This is a genomic window from Bacillus sp. D48C (assembly GCF_053345735.1).
The window spans coordinates 272468-289699 of record NZ_JBKFAQ010000004.1; the positions used below are offsets into that span (position 1 = coordinate 272468).

15 protein-coding genes are annotated in these 17232 nt (G+C 35.6%); 3 read left to right on the forward strand and 12 right to left on the reverse strand.

Annotated elements, in window-relative coordinates; all coding sequences use genetic code 11:
* Positions 1 to 105 precede the first annotated feature (105 nt).
* Positions 106 to 1083, reverse strand: coding sequence for an ornithine cyclodeaminase family protein (locus ACLBXA_RS13290; protein WP_086391008.1), 978 nt, complete (start codon positions 1081 to 1083; stop codon positions 106 to 108).
* A 163-nt stretch (positions 1084 to 1246) separates the two neighbouring features.
* On the reverse strand, positions 1247 to 2251 hold the full coding sequence (locus ACLBXA_RS13295; RefSeq protein ID WP_447617245.1) for a proline racemase family protein: 1005 nt from the start codon (positions 2249 to 2251) through the stop codon (positions 1247 to 1249).
* A gap of 208 nt (positions 2252 to 2459) precedes the next feature.
* On the opposite strand from ACLBXA_RS13295, the gene ACLBXA_RS13300 reads away from it, so the two are divergent.
* On the forward strand, positions 2460 to 2690 hold the full coding sequence (locus ACLBXA_RS13300; protein ID WP_242297927.1) for a YflJ family protein: 231 nt from the start codon (positions 2460 to 2462) through the stop codon (positions 2688 to 2690).
* 105 nt (positions 2691 to 2795) lie between these two features.
* Here ACLBXA_RS13300 and ACLBXA_RS13305 read toward each other — a convergent pair whose 3' ends face one another.
* The 3 genes from ACLBXA_RS13305 to ACLBXA_RS13315 all read right to left on the reverse strand — a co-directional run bounded on the left by ACLBXA_RS13305 (position 2796) and on the right by ACLBXA_RS13315 (position 6865).
* A complete protein-coding gene (locus ACLBXA_RS13305; RefSeq protein WP_001059321.1) occupies positions 2796 to 3749 on the reverse strand; it encodes a TRM11 family SAM-dependent methyltransferase in 954 nt (317 codons plus the stop codon).
* 150 nt (positions 3750 to 3899) lie between these two features.
* Positions 3900 to 5507 carry an N-acetylmuramoyl-L-alanine amidase gene (locus ACLBXA_RS13310; RefSeq protein ID WP_000875336.1) on the reverse strand — a complete coding sequence of 536 codons (1608 nt, stop codon included), beginning with the start codon at positions 5505 to 5507 and terminating at the stop codon, positions 3900 to 3902.
* Positions 5508 to 5815: 308 nt separating this feature from the next.
* On the reverse strand, positions 5816 to 6865 hold the full coding sequence (locus ACLBXA_RS13315) for a M42 family metallopeptidase (RefSeq protein WP_000930044.1): 1050 nt from the start codon (positions 6863 to 6865) through the stop codon (positions 5816 to 5818).
* Positions 6866 to 6991: 126 nt separating this feature from the next.
* On the opposite strand from ACLBXA_RS13315, the gene ACLBXA_RS13320 reads away from it, so the two are divergent.
* Positions 6992 to 7171, forward strand: coding sequence for a hypothetical protein (locus tag ACLBXA_RS13320; protein WP_001027087.1), 180 nt, complete (start codon positions 6992 to 6994; stop codon positions 7169 to 7171).
* Between the two features lie 21 nt (positions 7172 to 7192).
* Here ACLBXA_RS13320 and ACLBXA_RS13325 read toward each other — a convergent pair whose 3' ends face one another.
* The 3 genes from ACLBXA_RS13325 to ACLBXA_RS13335 all read right to left on the reverse strand — a co-directional run bounded on the left by ACLBXA_RS13325 (position 7193) and on the right by ACLBXA_RS13335 (position 8773).
* Positions 7193 to 7519, reverse strand: a complete 327-nt coding sequence (locus tag ACLBXA_RS13325; protein WP_001277348.1) for a nucleoside triphosphate pyrophosphohydrolase — start codon at positions 7517 to 7519, stop codon at positions 7193 to 7195.
* 17 nt (positions 7520 to 7536) lie between these two features.
* Positions 7537 to 7854 (reverse strand): hypothetical protein, encoded by a 318-nt coding sequence (locus tag ACLBXA_RS13330; protein WP_000827125.1) that lies wholly within the window; start codon positions 7852 to 7854, stop codon positions 7537 to 7539.
* Between the two features lie 106 nt (positions 7855 to 7960).
* Positions 7961 to 8773: an enoyl-CoA hydratase gene (locus ACLBXA_RS13335; protein WP_001999174.1), complete on the reverse strand. Its 813-nt coding sequence runs from the start codon at positions 8771 to 8773 to the stop codon at positions 7961 to 7963.
* A gap of 301 nt (positions 8774 to 9074) precedes the next feature.
* On the opposite strand from ACLBXA_RS13335, the gene ACLBXA_RS13340 reads away from it, so the two are divergent.
* Entirely contained in the window at positions 9075 to 10469 is a 1395-nt protein-coding gene (locus tag ACLBXA_RS13340) for an O-antigen ligase family protein (RefSeq protein ID WP_000256705.1), read from the forward strand.
* Positions 10470 to 10515: 46 nt separating this feature from the next.
* Here the strand turns inward: ACLBXA_RS13340 and ACLBXA_RS13345 are convergent, their stop codons facing one another.
* The 4 genes from ACLBXA_RS13345 to ACLBXA_RS13360 form a co-directional block, all read right to left on the reverse strand.
* Positions 10516 to 12378, reverse strand: coding sequence for an S-layer homology domain-containing protein (locus tag ACLBXA_RS13345; protein WP_000847500.1), 1863 nt, complete (start codon positions 12376 to 12378; stop codon positions 10516 to 10518).
* Positions 12379 to 12520: 142 nt separating this feature from the next.
* Positions 12521 to 13609, reverse strand: a complete 1089-nt coding sequence (gene csaB, locus ACLBXA_RS13350) for a polysaccharide pyruvyl transferase CsaB (RefSeq protein WP_001241599.1) — start codon at positions 13607 to 13609, stop codon at positions 12521 to 12523.
* A gap of 143 nt (positions 13610 to 13752) precedes the next feature.
* Positions 13753 to 15273, reverse strand: a complete 1521-nt coding sequence (locus tag ACLBXA_RS13355; RefSeq protein WP_001044006.1) for a putative polysaccharide biosynthesis protein — start codon at positions 15271 to 15273, stop codon at positions 13753 to 13755.
* A 333-nt stretch (positions 15274 to 15606) separates the two neighbouring features.
* Positions 15607 to 17076, reverse strand: coding sequence for a SulP family inorganic anion transporter (locus ACLBXA_RS13360; RefSeq protein WP_000486648.1), 1470 nt, complete (start codon positions 17074 to 17076; stop codon positions 15607 to 15609).
* Positions 17077 to 17232 lie beyond the last annotated feature (156 nt).

A 17232-nucleotide genomic window follows, 5' to 3' on the forward strand; every position in this document is an offset into this window, starting at 1 on the left:
TCAAACTTTTTTGTAAATGTGGAAAGTTTGCAATCTACTAATACATTCTTGCCATAAAATATATTTATAAGGATGATAAAATAAAAAGACCACCAAAAGGCAGTCTCAAAACTCAATCTTACTCCCTACTCCTTGCTCCACCGCTCTCTCATACAAATACTTCGCAACGATAATATCCACTACTGCCAAACCAACTGATTTGAAAATAGTAATCTCTTCATCGCTTTCGCGGCCTGCTTTTTCCTCGCTTATAATTTGACCAAGTTCAGCGTGAATGGCGTTCGCTTTGAATAGACCTTCTTTTATCGGAACTTGAAGGTCTCCTGTTTCGTCTAGTGCTGCTTCTTTTGATTCGACTACTACTTTGTTTGCGCTTGTGATGGCGTGTGAGGGTAGTTCTTGCATGCTCGGTCTGAATGAGCCGACGGCGTTTACGTGGACGCCTTTTTGTAGTGTTTCTGAGAAGACTGGTGTGGTTGCGTTCGTAGTTGTGACGATGATGTCTGCTTCACGTATTGCTTCATTTGGATCCCTGTAAACGTAAGCAGGTTTACCAAATTTCTCTTGTATATATTGCGCAAATGCATATGCTTTTTCTTCTGTTCGATTGTATAAAATGACTTTTTCGATATCTCTAACTGCAAATATTGCTTCGGCAATTCCTTTCGCTTGTTCGCCCGTGCCGATAATGCATAAAGTTTTTGCGTTATGACGAGCTAAATATTTTGTCGCTACTCCTGATAAGGCGCCCGTTCGGATCATCGTTAAGTACGATCCTTCTAGAAGTGCGAGCGGTTCTCCCGTTTGAAAGTCTGATAGCATCACAATCCCATTGATTGTTTTCTTTCCTATCTGTTTATTTTGCGGGACTACCGTTACTATTTTTACTCCAAGTGCCTCAAGCCCTTCCGCTACTGAAGGCATAATTAATGCCGTATTTTGCTCATTCGCAAATGGTAATGAGCCTCTTATTGGTGTAATCGTTCTTTCTGCGGAAAATTCTTTTAAAGCAAGCGCCGCGTATTCAATAACTTCATTCATATTTACTAAGTTTCTTTGTTCGTTCGCGCTTATAACTAGCATATCTTTCCACCCCCTTCTTCTATCCCGTATTAACGGGCAGTAAGACTCCCATCTAAAAATTCAGTTGGACAAAGAAGTTACACGGGAGATCAACTGCCCGTAAAAACCCGATTGGTTCAACTAATAATCAGTGAGGAACCCCTCCACTGATTAAAGTTTCACTTTATCCTAACAAAAATCCTCGGTTCAAATCATCTCTCGGATCTACAACGAACTGATGAAACCCTGTAATAAATGCATGCCCCGTTACTTTCGGAACGACAGCTTCATATGTACCTACCGCTGTTACCGACAATACTTCTCCCTCGAATTTCCCATCAGTAATGCATTCGTGGACGAAGATTTCTTCTTTTTGTAAGGCATCTTTTTCAAAAAGAGTTGCGATTCTCGCTGAAGTTCCTGTACCGCAAGGAGAACGATCTACTTGCCCATCAGCAAAAATCGTTACATTTCGTAGCGTAGCACCTTTGTCTTTCGGTTCATCTGAAAAGATAACGCCGTATATTCCTTTTAAACTTTCTTCAAGTGGATGCTTCACTTCCATTTTGCTCTCTATATAATGTTTAATTTTACCGCCCCACGTTTGAATAGCGGGCAAGTCTTTAAAATCAACTTTCAAACCAAATTCTTTACAGTCTACAACAGCGTAAAATGCTCCTCCAAACGCGATATCTACTTGAAATTCATAGTTATCTATTTTAATAGGAACGTCTTTTTTGTATACAAATGAAGGAACATTTTCAAATGATACAGATTCTACTTCACTCCCGTTATATTTTGCATACGCAATAACTTCTCCGGCTGGGCTATCAATAATGAAATTTTGTTTTTCACCCTTTACTTCAAACATGCCTGTTTCAATTCCAACTGTAATGACAGCAATAATGCCATGACCACACATCGTACTCCAGCCTTCATTGTGCATAAATAAAACACCAAAATCAGCGTGAGCACTTGCAGGCGGGGTAATAATACAACCATACATCCCGTGATGCCCCCTCGGTTCATACATAAGAACCTCACGAAGATGGTCCAAATGTTCCATACAGTACGCGCGTCTTTCCAGCTGCGTTTCTCCTTTTATTTCTGGCACGCCGCCCGTAATAATTCGAAGCGGCTCCCCAGCTACGTGTGCATCAATTGTCGTGTACACTTTACTAACCTTCATTTCTATCTCTCCCCTATACGTTGATACTATTTCCAACGCAAGTATCATGCCAAATCGTATAGCATTCCTTTTTTCAAATCCCCTGGACAATGTGTATTCTTTTTTCAACAAATTCATATACAACTGTCTACTTTTTTATACACGGCTTGGACGTTACGCTATAAAACACCTCGATAACTTTGCAATTTCACTGGTACACACATGTAGGATTCCTTTTATCATTATTATTTTCAATGTAAAGTTACTTCGCTCCCAAACATATACTGTTCAAAAGCAAAAAGGAAGTGATCCAATGTACTACGGAACAAAAGGCTGGTACGTAGCTGAACTAAAAAAATTAGGCGTACGCTATCATGAAGGACGAAAACTAGAAAGTTACCGCGGGCACATATTACGCAATTTATTAATTGCACAACAAGAGAAATTAAAAGAACATTAATAGATTCTCCTATCACAATATCAACTTATCGCCGCCTACAAACTGCCAATCAATCACACATTAAACTACACTAAAAAGGTCACCCAAACGGGTGACCTTCCTTTCTTATTCACAAACAAGAATTTGTCTAGTAAATGACCCTTTTCTTGTAATACAGCGATCTGTAATTTCAAATCCTGCTTCATGGATCATGTCATCCATTGTCTCCATCGTTACAACGACTACCTTTTTAGCAATGCGGCGCGCACTTGAAAGAATGGAGAGCTGGTCTTCTGGTGTGGCATGCGTAAATAAGTCATAGGGCATATCGATAATTGCAACGTCGTAGTTCTCAGTAATTTCTTCAATTGGTCCTTTTGTTACTGTTCCTTCAAATCCAAAATGTGCGATGTTTTTTCTCGTTCCAAGAACTACAAGTGGATTTATATCTCTACCAACGATATTAATCCCCATAGAAAGTGCTTCTACTACTACTGTTCCAATACCGCAGCACGGGTCAATTGCTCGTACTCCCTCTGGATTTGGTACAGCGATATTTGCAACTGATCTCGCAACACGTGTGCTAAGTGATGTCGAATAGCTATGCGGTTTTTTTATGTGATGATACCAAACTGGTTCGCTTTCTACATAGTGCCCGAAGTACCAGCGTCCTCCAAGAGGAACAATCCCGAATACACGCTCTGGATTACGAACATCCGCTTCTCCTTCGATATGCATGCCAAGGTCTCGTTCAATAAGACGTCTTTCTCCATATTCAATTTTATTCTCCCCAACGAGGTCATTGATTTTAACGAAAATAACTTTAAATGTCGCTCCCGCCAAATCAATTTGTTCCACTTGTTTTAAAATGCTTTCTAAGTCGTCCCCTTCATACATAACCTCAACGCGCTCTTTCATAAACGCACTTCTACTCGGGTCAATTTTGACATCACTTTTTAAAATATTAACGTGGGACTCCATTCCAAAGAACGAGCGCATTTCCAAGTAACATAAAGCACGCTCCTCCTCACGAAATGCATACGTATATATACAGGCAGGTGTTTTACTATGATTATTCAATCTATTATCATCCTCTATCGTTTAAAATTGTTATGATTACAATTACTCAAATACTTTTTTATATATAAAATTAAATGATATCATATGCCGGAAATAAAGAGAAACGTTAATAAATAAAAGAGACTGCCAATGGCAATCTCTTATTATTTATTAACGGAAAGAAGACACGTTGTTACCCATTTCTTCATAGTAATCTAAAATACCTTGATAAATAGCTTCCGCTGCATTTTGTCTTTGCGCTGGTGTAGCTATTTTATCTGCATCACTTTTATTATCTACAAATGCTAATTCTGCTAATACAGCTGGCATTGTATTTTCTCTAATTACGTATAAATCGCCTTTTTTCACACCACGATCTTTTGTTCCCAGTGCATCTACAAGACGCTCTTGAATTTTTTCTGCTAGTAAACGACTTTCTGATACGTTAGGATTTGTTCCTCTTGCTGTCGCTGATTCATAATAGAACGTTTCTGTACCTTGTCCATTTTTCTCTTCCGTGCCATTACCATGAATACTTACAAAAATATCCCCATTATTTTTTTGAGCAAATTCTACACGTTTCTTTAAAGAATCAGAAGCACTTGTTCCTGGACGTGTATCATCTGTACGAGTGAATAACACAGTAAATGGTGTCTTTTTCTCAAATATCTTCTGTAATCGTAGTGATACATCTAATACAGTTTCACTTTCTTTCTCATAATAACCTGGATTACCTGAATCAACTCCGCCATGACCTGGATCAATGATAATAGCTTTTCCTTCTAAGAAGTTACCTTGCTTCACTGGATTTAATTGATTTTTATTAACCCATTGGAAACCAGCGCCCATGCGGATACGAATCCAGCTGCCGTTCTCTTCAATAACAGTTACTTGTTGTGCGTTATGTGTTCCCATTACTTTTGAAGAAGAAGAAGCTTCTGCATAAGTAGTGAATCCTTCATTAATAACTTCTGTTTTCTCTACTAAAGGTGTCCATTTATCACCTTTACTTGTTGCAATTTTGATCCATCCATCTCGTTCTTCTTTAATTTCAACCATTTGTGGATTATGCTGATTTGCACTAATCCCAGAACTTAATGATGGTGCGTGATATGTAATGAATTTTCTATCTATGTACATTTTCTTTGTTTCTACTGGACGATCACTATTCTTGCTAAATTTATCTGTTTGCGCAGTAAGCTGAGCTGCTTGTTCACGCGTAATAGAATCATTCGGTTTCCAGCCATTCTCTGTACCTAAAGAAAGTTTTAATTCTACTAAAATATTAACTTCTTCTTTACCCCAATGATTCTCTAAATCAGCGAATTTTGTAGGAACTGGTCCTGTTACTTTGCTCTTCAGATTATATGCTCTTACAAGCATAGCTGCCATTTCAGCACGAGTTACTTTTCCTTCAGGATCAAATACTCCTGGTTCTCGCCCTTTAATAATATTCTCTTTTTCCATGGCTGCAATAAATGAAGCTGCCCAACTATTTTTTGCATCATTATAAGACGGCTTTGCATTTGGATCTACTTTAGCCCCAATTGCTGTTGCGATAATCTTTGCTGCCTGGGCACGTGTTAAATTTCCGTATGGCATAAAGTTACCATCTGGCATACCGTTAATTACATTTCTCTCTACTAAATAATAAATTGCGTCTTTCGACCACGCACTATCTGAAACATCAGGAAATTTCTTCGTTTCTGCTAAACTACTAATTGGATGTGCTAGTAAATTTGCTGCTAATAAACCTGCGGCTATTGCTTTGTACTTCATGAAAAATAAATCTCCTCTCAAAACTTCATATTCATACAATTTTTTTAATCAAGCTAACTAAAACATATTAACTATTAATTAATTCCTTTCATAGTGTATAACATTATATATCTATAGTAAACACGTTTCCGGCCGTATAACAAAAATCGCATATATATAACTTATAATGAATGTATATAAAATAAAACTTTAATCAGCCCACAAATAGCGGGCTAAAAAAGCGATTAGAACATGTCTCCTAATCGCTTCGCCAAATAAAAAGCTGATTAAAAATAATATTTTTAATCAGCTCTCTATTATCTATGAAATTATTCTTCAATTAAATTAGACATTACATATGCATACACTAATGATTCTGTATGCGCAATAGAACTTTCATGTGTACGTTCAAATGCGTGAGAAGAATCAATACCCGCTCCAATTAACGCATGTTTCACGTCAAATCCCGCACGAATCGCAGCTGATGCATCAGATCCGTAGTACGGATAAATATCTACTTTATATTCAATATGATTCGTTTTCGCAAGCTCTACTAAATGTTTACGTAAAGCGTAATGGTACGGGCCGCTAGAGTCTTTTGCACAAATAGATACTGTATATTCATCAGATGTTTGTCCATCACCTAACGCTCCCATATCAACTGCTAAGTATTCAACAGTTTCTTCTGGAATATTAGAATTACCACCGTATCCAATCTCTTCATTATTAGAAATTAAGAAATGCGTCGTATATGGTAATGTTACGTTTTCATCTTGTAATCTTTTAATTAATTTTAATAAAATCGCAACACTTACTTTGTCATCTAAATGACGTGATTTTATGTATCCACTCTCTGTAATTTGAACGCGCGGATCAAATGAAACGAAGTCTCCTACTTCAATTCCTAATTCGCGTACTTCATCAGCTGAAAATACGCGCTCATCAATACGAACTTCAATATTTTTCTCATCGCGTTTTGCTTCACCTGCATCTTTATATACATGTACAGATGTTTGATGCATTAAAATCGTTCCTGTATACGTCTTGCCACTTGATGTTTCAATTTCGCAATATTCTCCTTCTACAGAGTTCCAGCGAAATCCACCAATCATAGAAAGACTCAGGCGACCATCAGGCTTAATTTCTTTCACCATCGCACCTAACGTATCAACGTGTGCCGTTAATAAGCGGTGCTGCGCATCATTCTTCCCTTTTACCGTTAAAATAAGAGCGCCTTTATTGTTACGTTTCGTTTCTACATTCCACTCACTGACATAGTTTTCAATAAAATCAATAATTTTTGCTGTATTTCCAGACGGACTCGGAATAGAGACAAGCTCCTTAATAAGTTCCATCGTTTCTCTCGCATGATGTGCCATTGTCGTTTCCTCCTCATTTTCTCTACTATTCAGTATACAAAATTCACCAGAAAACCTCTACTTATATAGCTTAATTTTCTAAATTGTAGTAAAATTCTTTTTAGTATACAAAAGGAGTCCTGAAATATGAATATATCAAAAAAATATATACACATTGCACTCATTTGGTTTTTAGCATCATTATTTTGTTTACAAGTTTCTTATGCCGTTCATACTACTACTTCTATTACAATCGGCTGGATATTAACAGCTATTTTCTTCATTATTAGCTTCATTGCAACAAAAAAGCATAGCGTTACTCATTAACGCTATGCTTTTCCTATTAAACTATTCTTCCGAGACATCTAATAAATAAATCCCTCTTTCAAATCCACCGCGCTCTACTTCTTTTTTCTTACGAAGGCGTTCCACATCTTCAATTGATGCACCTTCCGCACGTGCTAATGAAATGATTACTTCTAGTGCATCCGCAAGGGAATCTAGCGCATGTTCGCGTTCTTTCATAGAAGCAAATTCACGAATTTCTTCCGTTCCAATTTTCGCTAAAGCTTGTATATATGCTTGACCTGTTAATTTTTGTGCGGTATACGTTTTTCCAGACATTAAAATCTTCTCTGGAACACGATCTCTTACTAACTTGTTATATGCTGACATCATTCATCCTCCTATATTTAATAACACCCGAGCTCTGCTTTATAGAAAAACCATTTTTTCTTCACGCATGCACTTAACATATCAATTCCTGATTCATGTGCTCTTACATGCGGAAAGAAATAGTGCTCTGAGTTTTCTTCCTTACCATATAGAGTTTGGTACTCATCTGGAATCGCTTCTTTTTTCACATCTTTTTCTTTCGTCACCCCACCAGAAAACGCAACACTTGGATGTCCCTCAAAAAATAACGCAGTCCGAACTGCCAAAGATGGTGTACTATGCAAAGCAGAATATGTAAGCAAAATAATAGTGATAACACCGATCATTCTCTTCATGTATTACTCCTTAAAAAAAAGTGCTAACACAATTATACTAAAATGTGTTAGCACTTTCTCCCCTTTATCCCGAATTAACGAGCTACTCATGAGGAATGGACAAACTTTATTCCCCTTTAAATGCTGGTAAACGTTTCTCTAAAAACGCAGCAATTCCTTCTTTATGATCCGCTGTTTGTCTCATTGCATATTGACCACGCTTTTCTAATTGCAATGTTTGCTCTAAATTAGAGCGATTTACTTCACATAAAATTTGCTTCGTTTGAATCATTGCTTTAATCGGTTTTTGTGACCATTCATTAATTTTTTGCTTCACAGCCGTTTGGAAATCTTCGCCGATTACTTCATCAATTAAGCCGATATCAAGCGCTTCTGTCGCTGATAATTTCTTACCTTCCCAAATAATTTGCTTCGTCATATTTTCACCGACGCGCTTTTGAAGGAAGAAATGACCGCCTCCATCTGGAATTAAAGCGATTCCAATAAAGTTCATTGCAATAACAGATGATATATCCGCCATTACATAATCAGCTGTTAACGCAATACTTAATCCAAGACCTGCAGTTGGTCCATGAATTGCACTAATAACAAGCTTTGGCATCGTATATAACGTCACGACAACTTCAGAAATAGTATTCATAATGCCATCAAACTTACTTTCATCATTACTTGAAAGCATCGATTTAATATCCCCACCCGCAGAAAAACCACGGCCGTTTCCGCATAACACAACGATATGCGCAGAACTTTCCGCTACTTCTTTCAACTTTTGTAATAACTCTTTTAATGTCGGCTCATCTAACGCATTTAACACCTCTGGGCGATTGACCATAACCGTTGCAACGTGGCCTTCATATTTCACAACGACAGATTCTGTTTTACTTGTTATTTCCATTATATATACCCCTCTTTTCTCCATAAAGATTATACTTATATAATTATAGAGAACCATTGAAAAATCCTTCTTTTTTCTCAATTTTCTGTCTAATAATCTCGCAATTTGTACATATACCGTATAAAACATACAATTCCGTTGAAAAATATAGAAATTAAAGTCGGTTTATCCATGCTTTTCATCTATTTACCATTACAATGAAATGGTGTATTCTTAAGTTTGATAAAAAAACAAATATTGAAATTCATTCGCCTTACTATGTAAAAAAGGCTTTATACCCATCTTTTGGGTGTTGTAATAAAGGAATGAAGAACTGGAGGAACATATGGTTACTAAGTTGAAACAAACGGATAACTACTTCCCACATTTCCTATTGCTATTCATTGTGTTTCAACCAATTTTAGATTTATTAACATCTTTTTCAATCTATATATTACACATGAGCGCAACAGTTGGAGTTGTAGTCCGTTTCGCCTTTATGCTTCTTGCATTAGGATACCTACTTCTTCATCACAAACAACAAGATGCGAAAAAGTACATCCTCTATTTATGTTTACTCGGAATCGCACTCGCAATCGGTCTTGTAAATAATATGATGGTTAAATCTCCAGTTTCATTTGGAGAAGAAGTTAAATTCATCTTAAAGAGCATATATCCAATTGTGCTACTGTTTGGATATATTATCGCCTTTAAAGAGCTAAAAAATAAAGAGTATGTATTTCATAAAATCATTACATATTTCTTATATGCAACTTTAATTTTAAGCATCACAATGATTGTCGCAATGCAAACTGGAACAGATTTCCCAAGCTATCCTCACTCAAAAATCGGTTCAAGAGGTTGGTTCTTCGCTGGAAATGATTTAAGTTCTCTTTTCGCCATTATGTTCCCAATCATTGTCTTATATTCGATACATAAAACAACTTCTTTCTCGAAAATATATTACTGGATTCCAACAATACTTGCGATGTATGCAAGTATTATGGTCGGAACGAAAGTCGGATATGGCGCAATTGTTATTACATTAGGCGTAGCACTTTTCTTCTCATTCATTGAATACATGATAAATCGTAAAAAAGAAGGAAAGGGATTTACACATATTGTAAATACCATTGTTGCCGCAGTTATACTAGGAGGTTTAATTGCTCTTACACCGCATACTCCTATCGCAAAAAATATGGGCATTCACATGCAAATATACGAATACAAAAAATCAGTACAAGAAGAGAAAGATCGAAAAGAAGGAAAAGTAATTAAAGAAGATCCAGAAGATGCAAAAAAACATGCAAAAGGTGAACTTACAGATTCTGAAGTGAAAAGTTTAATTTATAGTGATCGCGACAAATTCTTAAAAACATACAAACAATACTATAAAGACGCACCGCTTTCACAAAAACTATTCGGAATGGGTTACGCTGGTAACTACACAGATAAAATTAAATTAATTGAAATGGACTTCCATGACCTATTTTTCGCCTTTGGCATTGTCGGTTTCCTTATTTACTTAATACCACTTCTATACTTTGGTATTAAATTATTCATCAGCATGATCACAAACTTTAAGAAAATCATGAAAGTAAAGTATATGCTATTAGCGAGCACACTCATTCTATCACTTGGCATTGGTTTTATGTCTGGCCACGTATTAACAGCGCCAGCCGTTAGTATTTTCTTCGTTGTTATACTCGCTTATATCATTGTTGATTTTGAAATTGAATAGAAAGAAGGTGCTACGAAATATTAGTAGCACCTTCTTTTTTATTTAATTAATGTTTTACGTACTCTAAGCTTTCTTTTGCAATATACGCTTCAGTTACAGTAGGATTATCTGAAATAACTTTAATCCACGCTTTTCCATTTATTATTTCTTCACCAGTAACTGTGACAACTACATTTGTATTCAAACGATACAGTCGCTCATTTGATATACTAGGATTCTTTTTCACTTCTACGTTATTCATCACACGTGCAAGTTTATACTTGTTGTATTCTTTTTTACCTAAATAAGAATCAAAACGGTTCATATGCCCCGCTACTTTTTTACCCCAGTTCGCATCAGATGCATATTTCGCATTTAAACCAGCAGCTTTATCACCTGTATATGTTGCTGTATAACGCCAATGTCCTGGATTTAAATATCCTTCATTCATGTATAATTTTGCTGCATGTTCAATACAATCTTCTTTTGAATTAAATGCTTCCCCGTTACCATATGGACTATCGTCTGTTGCTTTTAAACCAAATAAATTATTTTTATCTTTTGCAAGAGCGCTTGTTCCATAATAACTTTCATGGATTGCTAATGAATATAAGAATAATGCATTTACATTATACTTGCTTTCTACTTCTTTAAATTTCTTTCCTAAACCAATTAATGGAGAGTCTGGCTTAATCGATTTCACATAACTATCTAGTTGTTCAGCTGTATAATTTGTTTTCGAACGTAATGATAAATAATTGAAATATTGATAGAAAGTTTCATCTCCAAATGTTTTTCCATCTACACTATACATTTGCTGTCCTTGCTTCATGAAAGAAGGTGCCACACCATATCTAAATTCTGTATATCCAGGTGAACTTGTATTATATGTATAATATTTATGGTATAAATATCCATCTGATTTCACATAATAAGACGACTGTTTCATTTCATTTGTAGGAATTAAAGTGATTTCATTCTTCTTCACATAACCTGTCAAACCAGAAAGTTGAACTTTCACACGATCTTCGCCAACTTCTAACACTTTCAATTCTGTTCCATACTGAATATACGTATATACTGTTGACAAATTCTCATCATAAATATTAATGATGTTTTGCCCAGTTATTCTTTTCGCACTTGCAAAACCATCTTTAATCCATAAGAATTCGTTCTCGTATTTTACCGCATTCATACCTTTATTTTGAGCAGCCGTAACTGCCTCTTTATACGTATTATAGCGCTCTACTTCTTGCTCTGTTCCGTTTTCTCTTACATTTGTCACAACATATTTCTTAGTTTCTACAGGATTGCTATTTCCGTTTTTTTCAATCGTCTGAAGCATACGATCCAACATAGCTGAAGCCATCCCTCTTGTAGCTGATAAATGTGGTCTAAATGTATTATCTTCTGGATACCCTTTAATAATTTGAGTAGCCACCATAACTTGTACATGCTCTTTATAGTTAATACTATCTTTATCAGTAAAGGTAAGCGGACTTACAGCTACTTTAATATTTTTATAGTCTAATGCTCGCTTTACCATTATCGACATTTCTTCACGTGTAATCACATCATTTGGTGAGAACGTCTCGTTCGTACGACCATTAATAATTTTCGCTCCATATGCTCTACTTACACCATCATATAAACCGTAAGTCTTCGGCACATCCTCGAAATTCGAATCAGCTTTCGGTAAATTTAAAGACCTTGCTATGAATGTAGCAAACTCTGCTCTTGTTACTAATTTATCAGGCGCATATACATTCTCACCATACCCCATTAAAACTCCTTTAGTAATAAGTGAGCGCATATGCGTCTCAAACATATGTCCTGTAATATCATCATTTGCCGCATAACTTGAAATAGGAGTTAAAAGTAATGATCCCGTTAATGCCACTGCTGTTATACCTTTTGAAAAAGTCTTCAAGGTTATCCTCCTCGTAATCTACGAATTTATTATCACAAATTTGATTATATAATAATCGCAATCATTTTAGCATAATAAATAGGAATTAAAATAAAACGTTTTTATAATTATAATTTTCATTAAATTCAAAACAAAAGACACTTTACTTTTTTAATAAAGTGTCTTTTTCCATATGATCAATGAGTTTCTTTGTTGCCTGTTTGCCTTGCAACCGAAGCTCATCTATTATTAATTGTAACTCTTGCTCCACAGTTCCTTGTTGCATTAATTGCTTTTTCGCAATTTCATATAAATACTCCGCACTCCATTCGCCATCCACACTTCCTATAACTGGCTGATTCACTTGACTTAAAAACGAATCAATTTTCGGATCGTACGAAATCCCGACCATTGGAGTTTTGGCTACAGCAGAAAAAACAAGTGCATGAAGACGCATACCAATTAGTAATGAACATTGTGATAAAATGAATATTTTCTCGTCGATATCCATTTTATATGGAAGCATATACGTCTCTTCTCCCATTAAGTCTACTACTTCACGCGAAGCTTTTTGATCAAATGGCTCATGCATTGGAACAAATAGAATTTGGTATCCTTCTTGCTTTAATTTTTTTAATGCCGTAGCTAATTTTTTTACATAATCTTCTTTTGAATTCCAATAACGCACACTAACCGCGATTACTTTTCCATGTATCGAATGCTTTTGCAACCAATCCGATTGTTTTGTCCGTTTCCATGTTAAAACAGGGTCTGGAACAATTTCAATATCGTTTTTTATGCCAAGTTCTTTTAAATATAAAAACGAATCTTCATCTCGAACTGATACATAGGAAGCTTTTGACAAGTTCCATTTTACTAATAGACGATTATATCCTTTTGTAATTGGACCTATTCCTTGTGAATAAATATAATACGGCTTTTTTAATAATCGAGCGAGTCCCATAATACCCGTATAATATAGAATACTCTTCGTACTTGTCTGATCTTGAAGAAGGCTCCCGCCACCGCTAATAACTCCATCACTGTTTTTGATTGCATGATAAACAGCTTTTATATTCCAGCGATCTACCGATTCTACACCATACCTTTCCTTTGTATATTTAGAATCATTTGATAGTACTACTAGTTCTATATCCGGGTTCTCTTTACTTAACGATTCAATAATTGATTGTAGAATCGCCTCGTCTCCAACATTATAAAAACCATAATATCCTGATAAGACTAAACGCACCCTAAATCTCCTCCAAAACTAGGTAACCGTTTATTTCATCTAACATAAACTGGTACCCATTCCTTACCTAAACACTTAATACCCTACATAGTTTCCTCTTTATCAGCTCATATGAATTTTAATAAAAAATTAAATTTTTATATTTATCTTTTCAAAAATGGTATTTTTTTTATTGATATCCATTTTAATTTCAAAGCACATACACCATACAAAATGGTTGTAATACTTAATGCTATACCACTGAATAATAACGTCATAATTCTTGAAGATGTAACATCTATCACATTAAATAGTTCATACAATCCTAGTCCTAAAATAGATGCTATTGCTAGCACACCGAAAAAGTTTTTGAAATGAATAGAATAGGCAATATAGCTTCGAATATACAAATGATTTACAATACAAATCAATACGTAAGTAATTAATGTACTATACGCCGCTCCATCTATGCCAAACTTCTGCACTAACATAATGTTTAACACGACTTTCACACAACTCGCGCCAATAACAATCCATGCAGCTTGTGCAGAACGATTAATCCCCTGTAAAACACCTATTGATAATACCATAACCGCAGTAAAATACGAACTGCCAATCATAACTGTTAACATACTACTGCCTTTTACGTCTGTGAACAATCCGACATTTAACGGTACTGTTAATGCCATCAACCATACTGTTAATGGTGCTGTCAAAACATGCGCTAGTCGATTTGTATTTTGAATTGTTATTTTCGCCAAATTTATATCTCTTTTGGCCAATGCGGAAGTTAAAAGTGGTATTAACGGAAATACAATTGCACTTGCAAAAATAACAATTATTTGCGTGAATGCAAAACCGCGACTGTATATTCCAAATTGTTCTTGAATTTCTGTTGATGATCCTTGTAATACATGCGGTATTGTAAGCGAGTCTACTAAATTTAAAAGCGGCATTGATAAAGCTCCGATAGCGATTGGGATCGATACCCGCAATATCTTTTTGCCGTTTTCTCTTAAATCTCGGAGCGAATAGGAATTGCTTTTATTGTAGTATGGACTTCTATTATATTTTATACGCAAATATATAAGCGAACTAATGACTCCAAGAAAAGAGCCAACCATCGCACCACTAGTAATAACAGTATTACTCTTATCCCACGATACTAGTATGTAAGCAATTATTAACATAAAAAACACACGGACAAATTGCTCAATGACTTGTGATACTCCTGTTGGTTTCATATCACCGAAACCTTGGAAATACCCTCTATACACCGCCATGTATGGCGCAATGAGTAATGCTAATGAAGTAATAAGCAACGGCATTCTAGTTTCTTGTCCACCGAGCATATTTGCAATTTCAATAGAAAATAATACAATGACTAAACAGCCGAAAACGCCAAATGCTATCCCTATAATTGACGCTGATTTAAATAATTTCGCAATTTCCTTTTGCTTATTTTTTTCGTTCAACTCTGCAATTAGTTTCGAAATTGCAAGTGGAACTCCGGCTACCGATAATGTAAGAGCAATCATATATACAGGAAAAACAAGGCGGAAAATACCTAGCACTTCATCTCCTGCAATATTTTGTAATGGAATTTGAAAAAAACTACCAAGCAATTTCGACAAAAAAGTTGTAATGGTTAAAATTGCTGCTCCTTTTACAAATGTTTTATTCATATTTTTTCTCTTTTCTTTTATACATATACTCTCAAACATATTGTTTTAAACGATAGGGATTCACTTTATCCCATTGGTTATCATAACAAATTTATTATAGGTTGAATACTTGGTTTTTTTTTCAAAATAGAAAACAGAACCAATTCAAACCTATCTCTTCACAATTTTTTCTAATTCCTTCCATTATATATGTACACATTATAACCGTTTCTGTTACGCAAAAAGAGCTCTTCCTCTCTATCACTGCGATACATATTACTAAAAACATTATAAGAATATCCCACAACTCTACATTATAATTTATGTAAAGTTGTGAGATATTCTAATTGCCATCTAAACACTTAAGATTTTCAATTGCTCTTTCTGTTCATCGCTTGCCATTACTACAATTGTTTTTTCAATACTTGGATGTACTTGCTCAAGCTTTACACTTGCCCCTACTTTATTTGATTGCTCAACAAAATTTAATAATGCCATAGCTCCTGATACATCCATATAACGCACATCTTTCATACGTAATACAACTGGTGACTTCACATCTTGTAAAGTAGAGAAAATACGATCTACTGATAGGAAAGAGAGCGGTCCTTGAATTGTATACGTTTCTTCTCTTTCTTTTACGATAGAAGTTTTACGTTCTTTACATTTCACCATATATATGATGAACGAAAGAATAATACCGAATGCAACGGCAATCATTAAATCGAACTTCACCGTTACAATCATCGTTACGAGCATAACAACGACATCACCTTTAGGAGCGACATGCATCTTTTTCATGCTTTCCCAATCGAACATTCCAATACCAGTTAAAATTAAAATACCTGATAATACAGCAAGTGGAATATATTGTACGACCGAACCAAGACCCATAATAAAAATAAATAAGATAACACTATGCATACATGCCGAAAGTGCCGTTTTACCACCACTTCTTATATTCACGATAGATCTTACAGTCGCACCTGCACCTGCTAATCCGCCAAACAATCCGCTCATCATATTACCGATACCTTGTCCAACAAGCTCTTTATTACTTTTATGACGCGTACCTGTCACATTATCCATTACGACCGATGTTAACAACGAGTCAATCGATCCTAATAAAGCAATACTAAGCGCTGGTAAAATAAGTGCTGCTATTCCTGTTCCACTTAAAGATGGAATATGAAGCGTAGGCATCGCTTCTGGAATGGTTCCAATCTTTTCAATTACTTTATTTAGTGAAAGATTTCCGATAATCGGTAACTTTACTGCAAGTCCTTCGAGTAGAGAAGAAAATAAAGGAAGCAAAGCTGTCACACCGACTAGTGCTACTAAACTAGACGGAATCGCCTTAATCCATTTGCCAGAAACAATCATTACAATAATCGTTAACACAACAAGTAGAAAACTATTTTGTACATGCTTTATTTCACCTAAAATAATGATTAATGCAATACCATTCATAAATCCTGAAACGACAGGATACGGAATATATCGAACGTAAGAACCGAGCTTACATACACCGAATAAAATTTGAAATAATCCTGCCATCATAAAGGCAATAAAACTTGCCTCTAACCCGTGCGTCGCAATAACTCCCGTTGCGATAACGGTAATTGGTCCAGTTGGCCCCGTTACTTGCCCAGGTGTCCCGCCAAATAACGCTGCGAATAAACCTGCAAAAATCGCACCATATAATCCAACAAGCGCTCCCTCAGACGTTCCTGTCGCGGCAATACCAAATGCAATCGCAAGTGGTAACGCAACAATCGCAACAGTAAATCCTGCTAAACATTCCTTTGCTATTTTTTGAAACATAAAAAAACCACCTTTGTATAAAGTCCATGTTCCATTGTACACCTAAAAAGATACATTCGTTAGCTCACTTTTTACATTCTCGTGACGTAAACGGATTTAATGAAAAGTTTCCCCCTTATCTTTGGAAACAATTGCAACTATGCTATAATGAACAAA

What these genes read in the sequence shown, in the direction of transcription:
- ACLBXA_RS13290 (WP_086391008.1), bottom strand. Translation starts at nt 1,083, where the DNA reads ATGCTAGTTATAAGCGCGAACGAACAAAGAAACTTAGTAAATATGAAT.
- ACLBXA_RS13295 (WP_447617245.1), bottom strand. Translation starts at nt 2,251, where the DNA reads ATGAAGGTTAGTAAAGTGTACACGACAATTGATGCACACGTAGCTGGG.
- ACLBXA_RS13310 (WP_000875336.1), bottom strand. Translation starts at nt 5,507, where the DNA reads ATGAAGTACAAAGCAATAGCCGCAGGTTTATTAGCAGCAAATTTACTA.
- ACLBXA_RS13315 (WP_000930044.1), bottom strand. Translation starts at nt 6,865, where the DNA reads ATGGCACATCATGCGAGAGAAACGATGGAACTTATTAAGGAGCTTGTC.
- ACLBXA_RS13320 (WP_001027087.1), top strand. Translation starts at nt 6,992, where the DNA reads ATGAATATATCAAAAAAATATATACACATTGCACTCATTTGGTTTTTA.
- ACLBXA_RS13325 (WP_001277348.1), bottom strand. Translation starts at nt 7,519, where the DNA reads ATGTCAGCATATAACAAGTTAGTAAGAGATCGTGTTCCAGAGAAGATT.
- ACLBXA_RS13330 (WP_000827125.1), bottom strand. Translation starts at nt 7,854, where the DNA reads ATGAAGAGAATGATCGGTGTTATCACTATTATTTTGCTTACATATTCT.
- ACLBXA_RS13335 (WP_001999174.1), bottom strand. Translation starts at nt 8,773, where the DNA reads ATGGAGAAAAGAGGGGTATATATAATGGAAATAACAAGTAAAACAGAA.
- ACLBXA_RS13340 (WP_000256705.1), top strand. Translation starts at nt 9,075, where the DNA reads ATGGTTACTAAGTTGAAACAAACGGATAACTACTTCCCACATTTCCTA.
- ACLBXA_RS13355 (WP_001044006.1), bottom strand. Translation starts at nt 15,273, where the DNA reads ATGAATAAAACATTTGTAAAAGGAGCAGCAATTTTAACCATTACAACT.
- ACLBXA_RS13360 (WP_000486648.1), bottom strand. Translation starts at nt 17,076, where the DNA reads ATGTTTCAAAAAATAGCAAAGGAATGTTTAGCAGGATTTACTGTTGCG.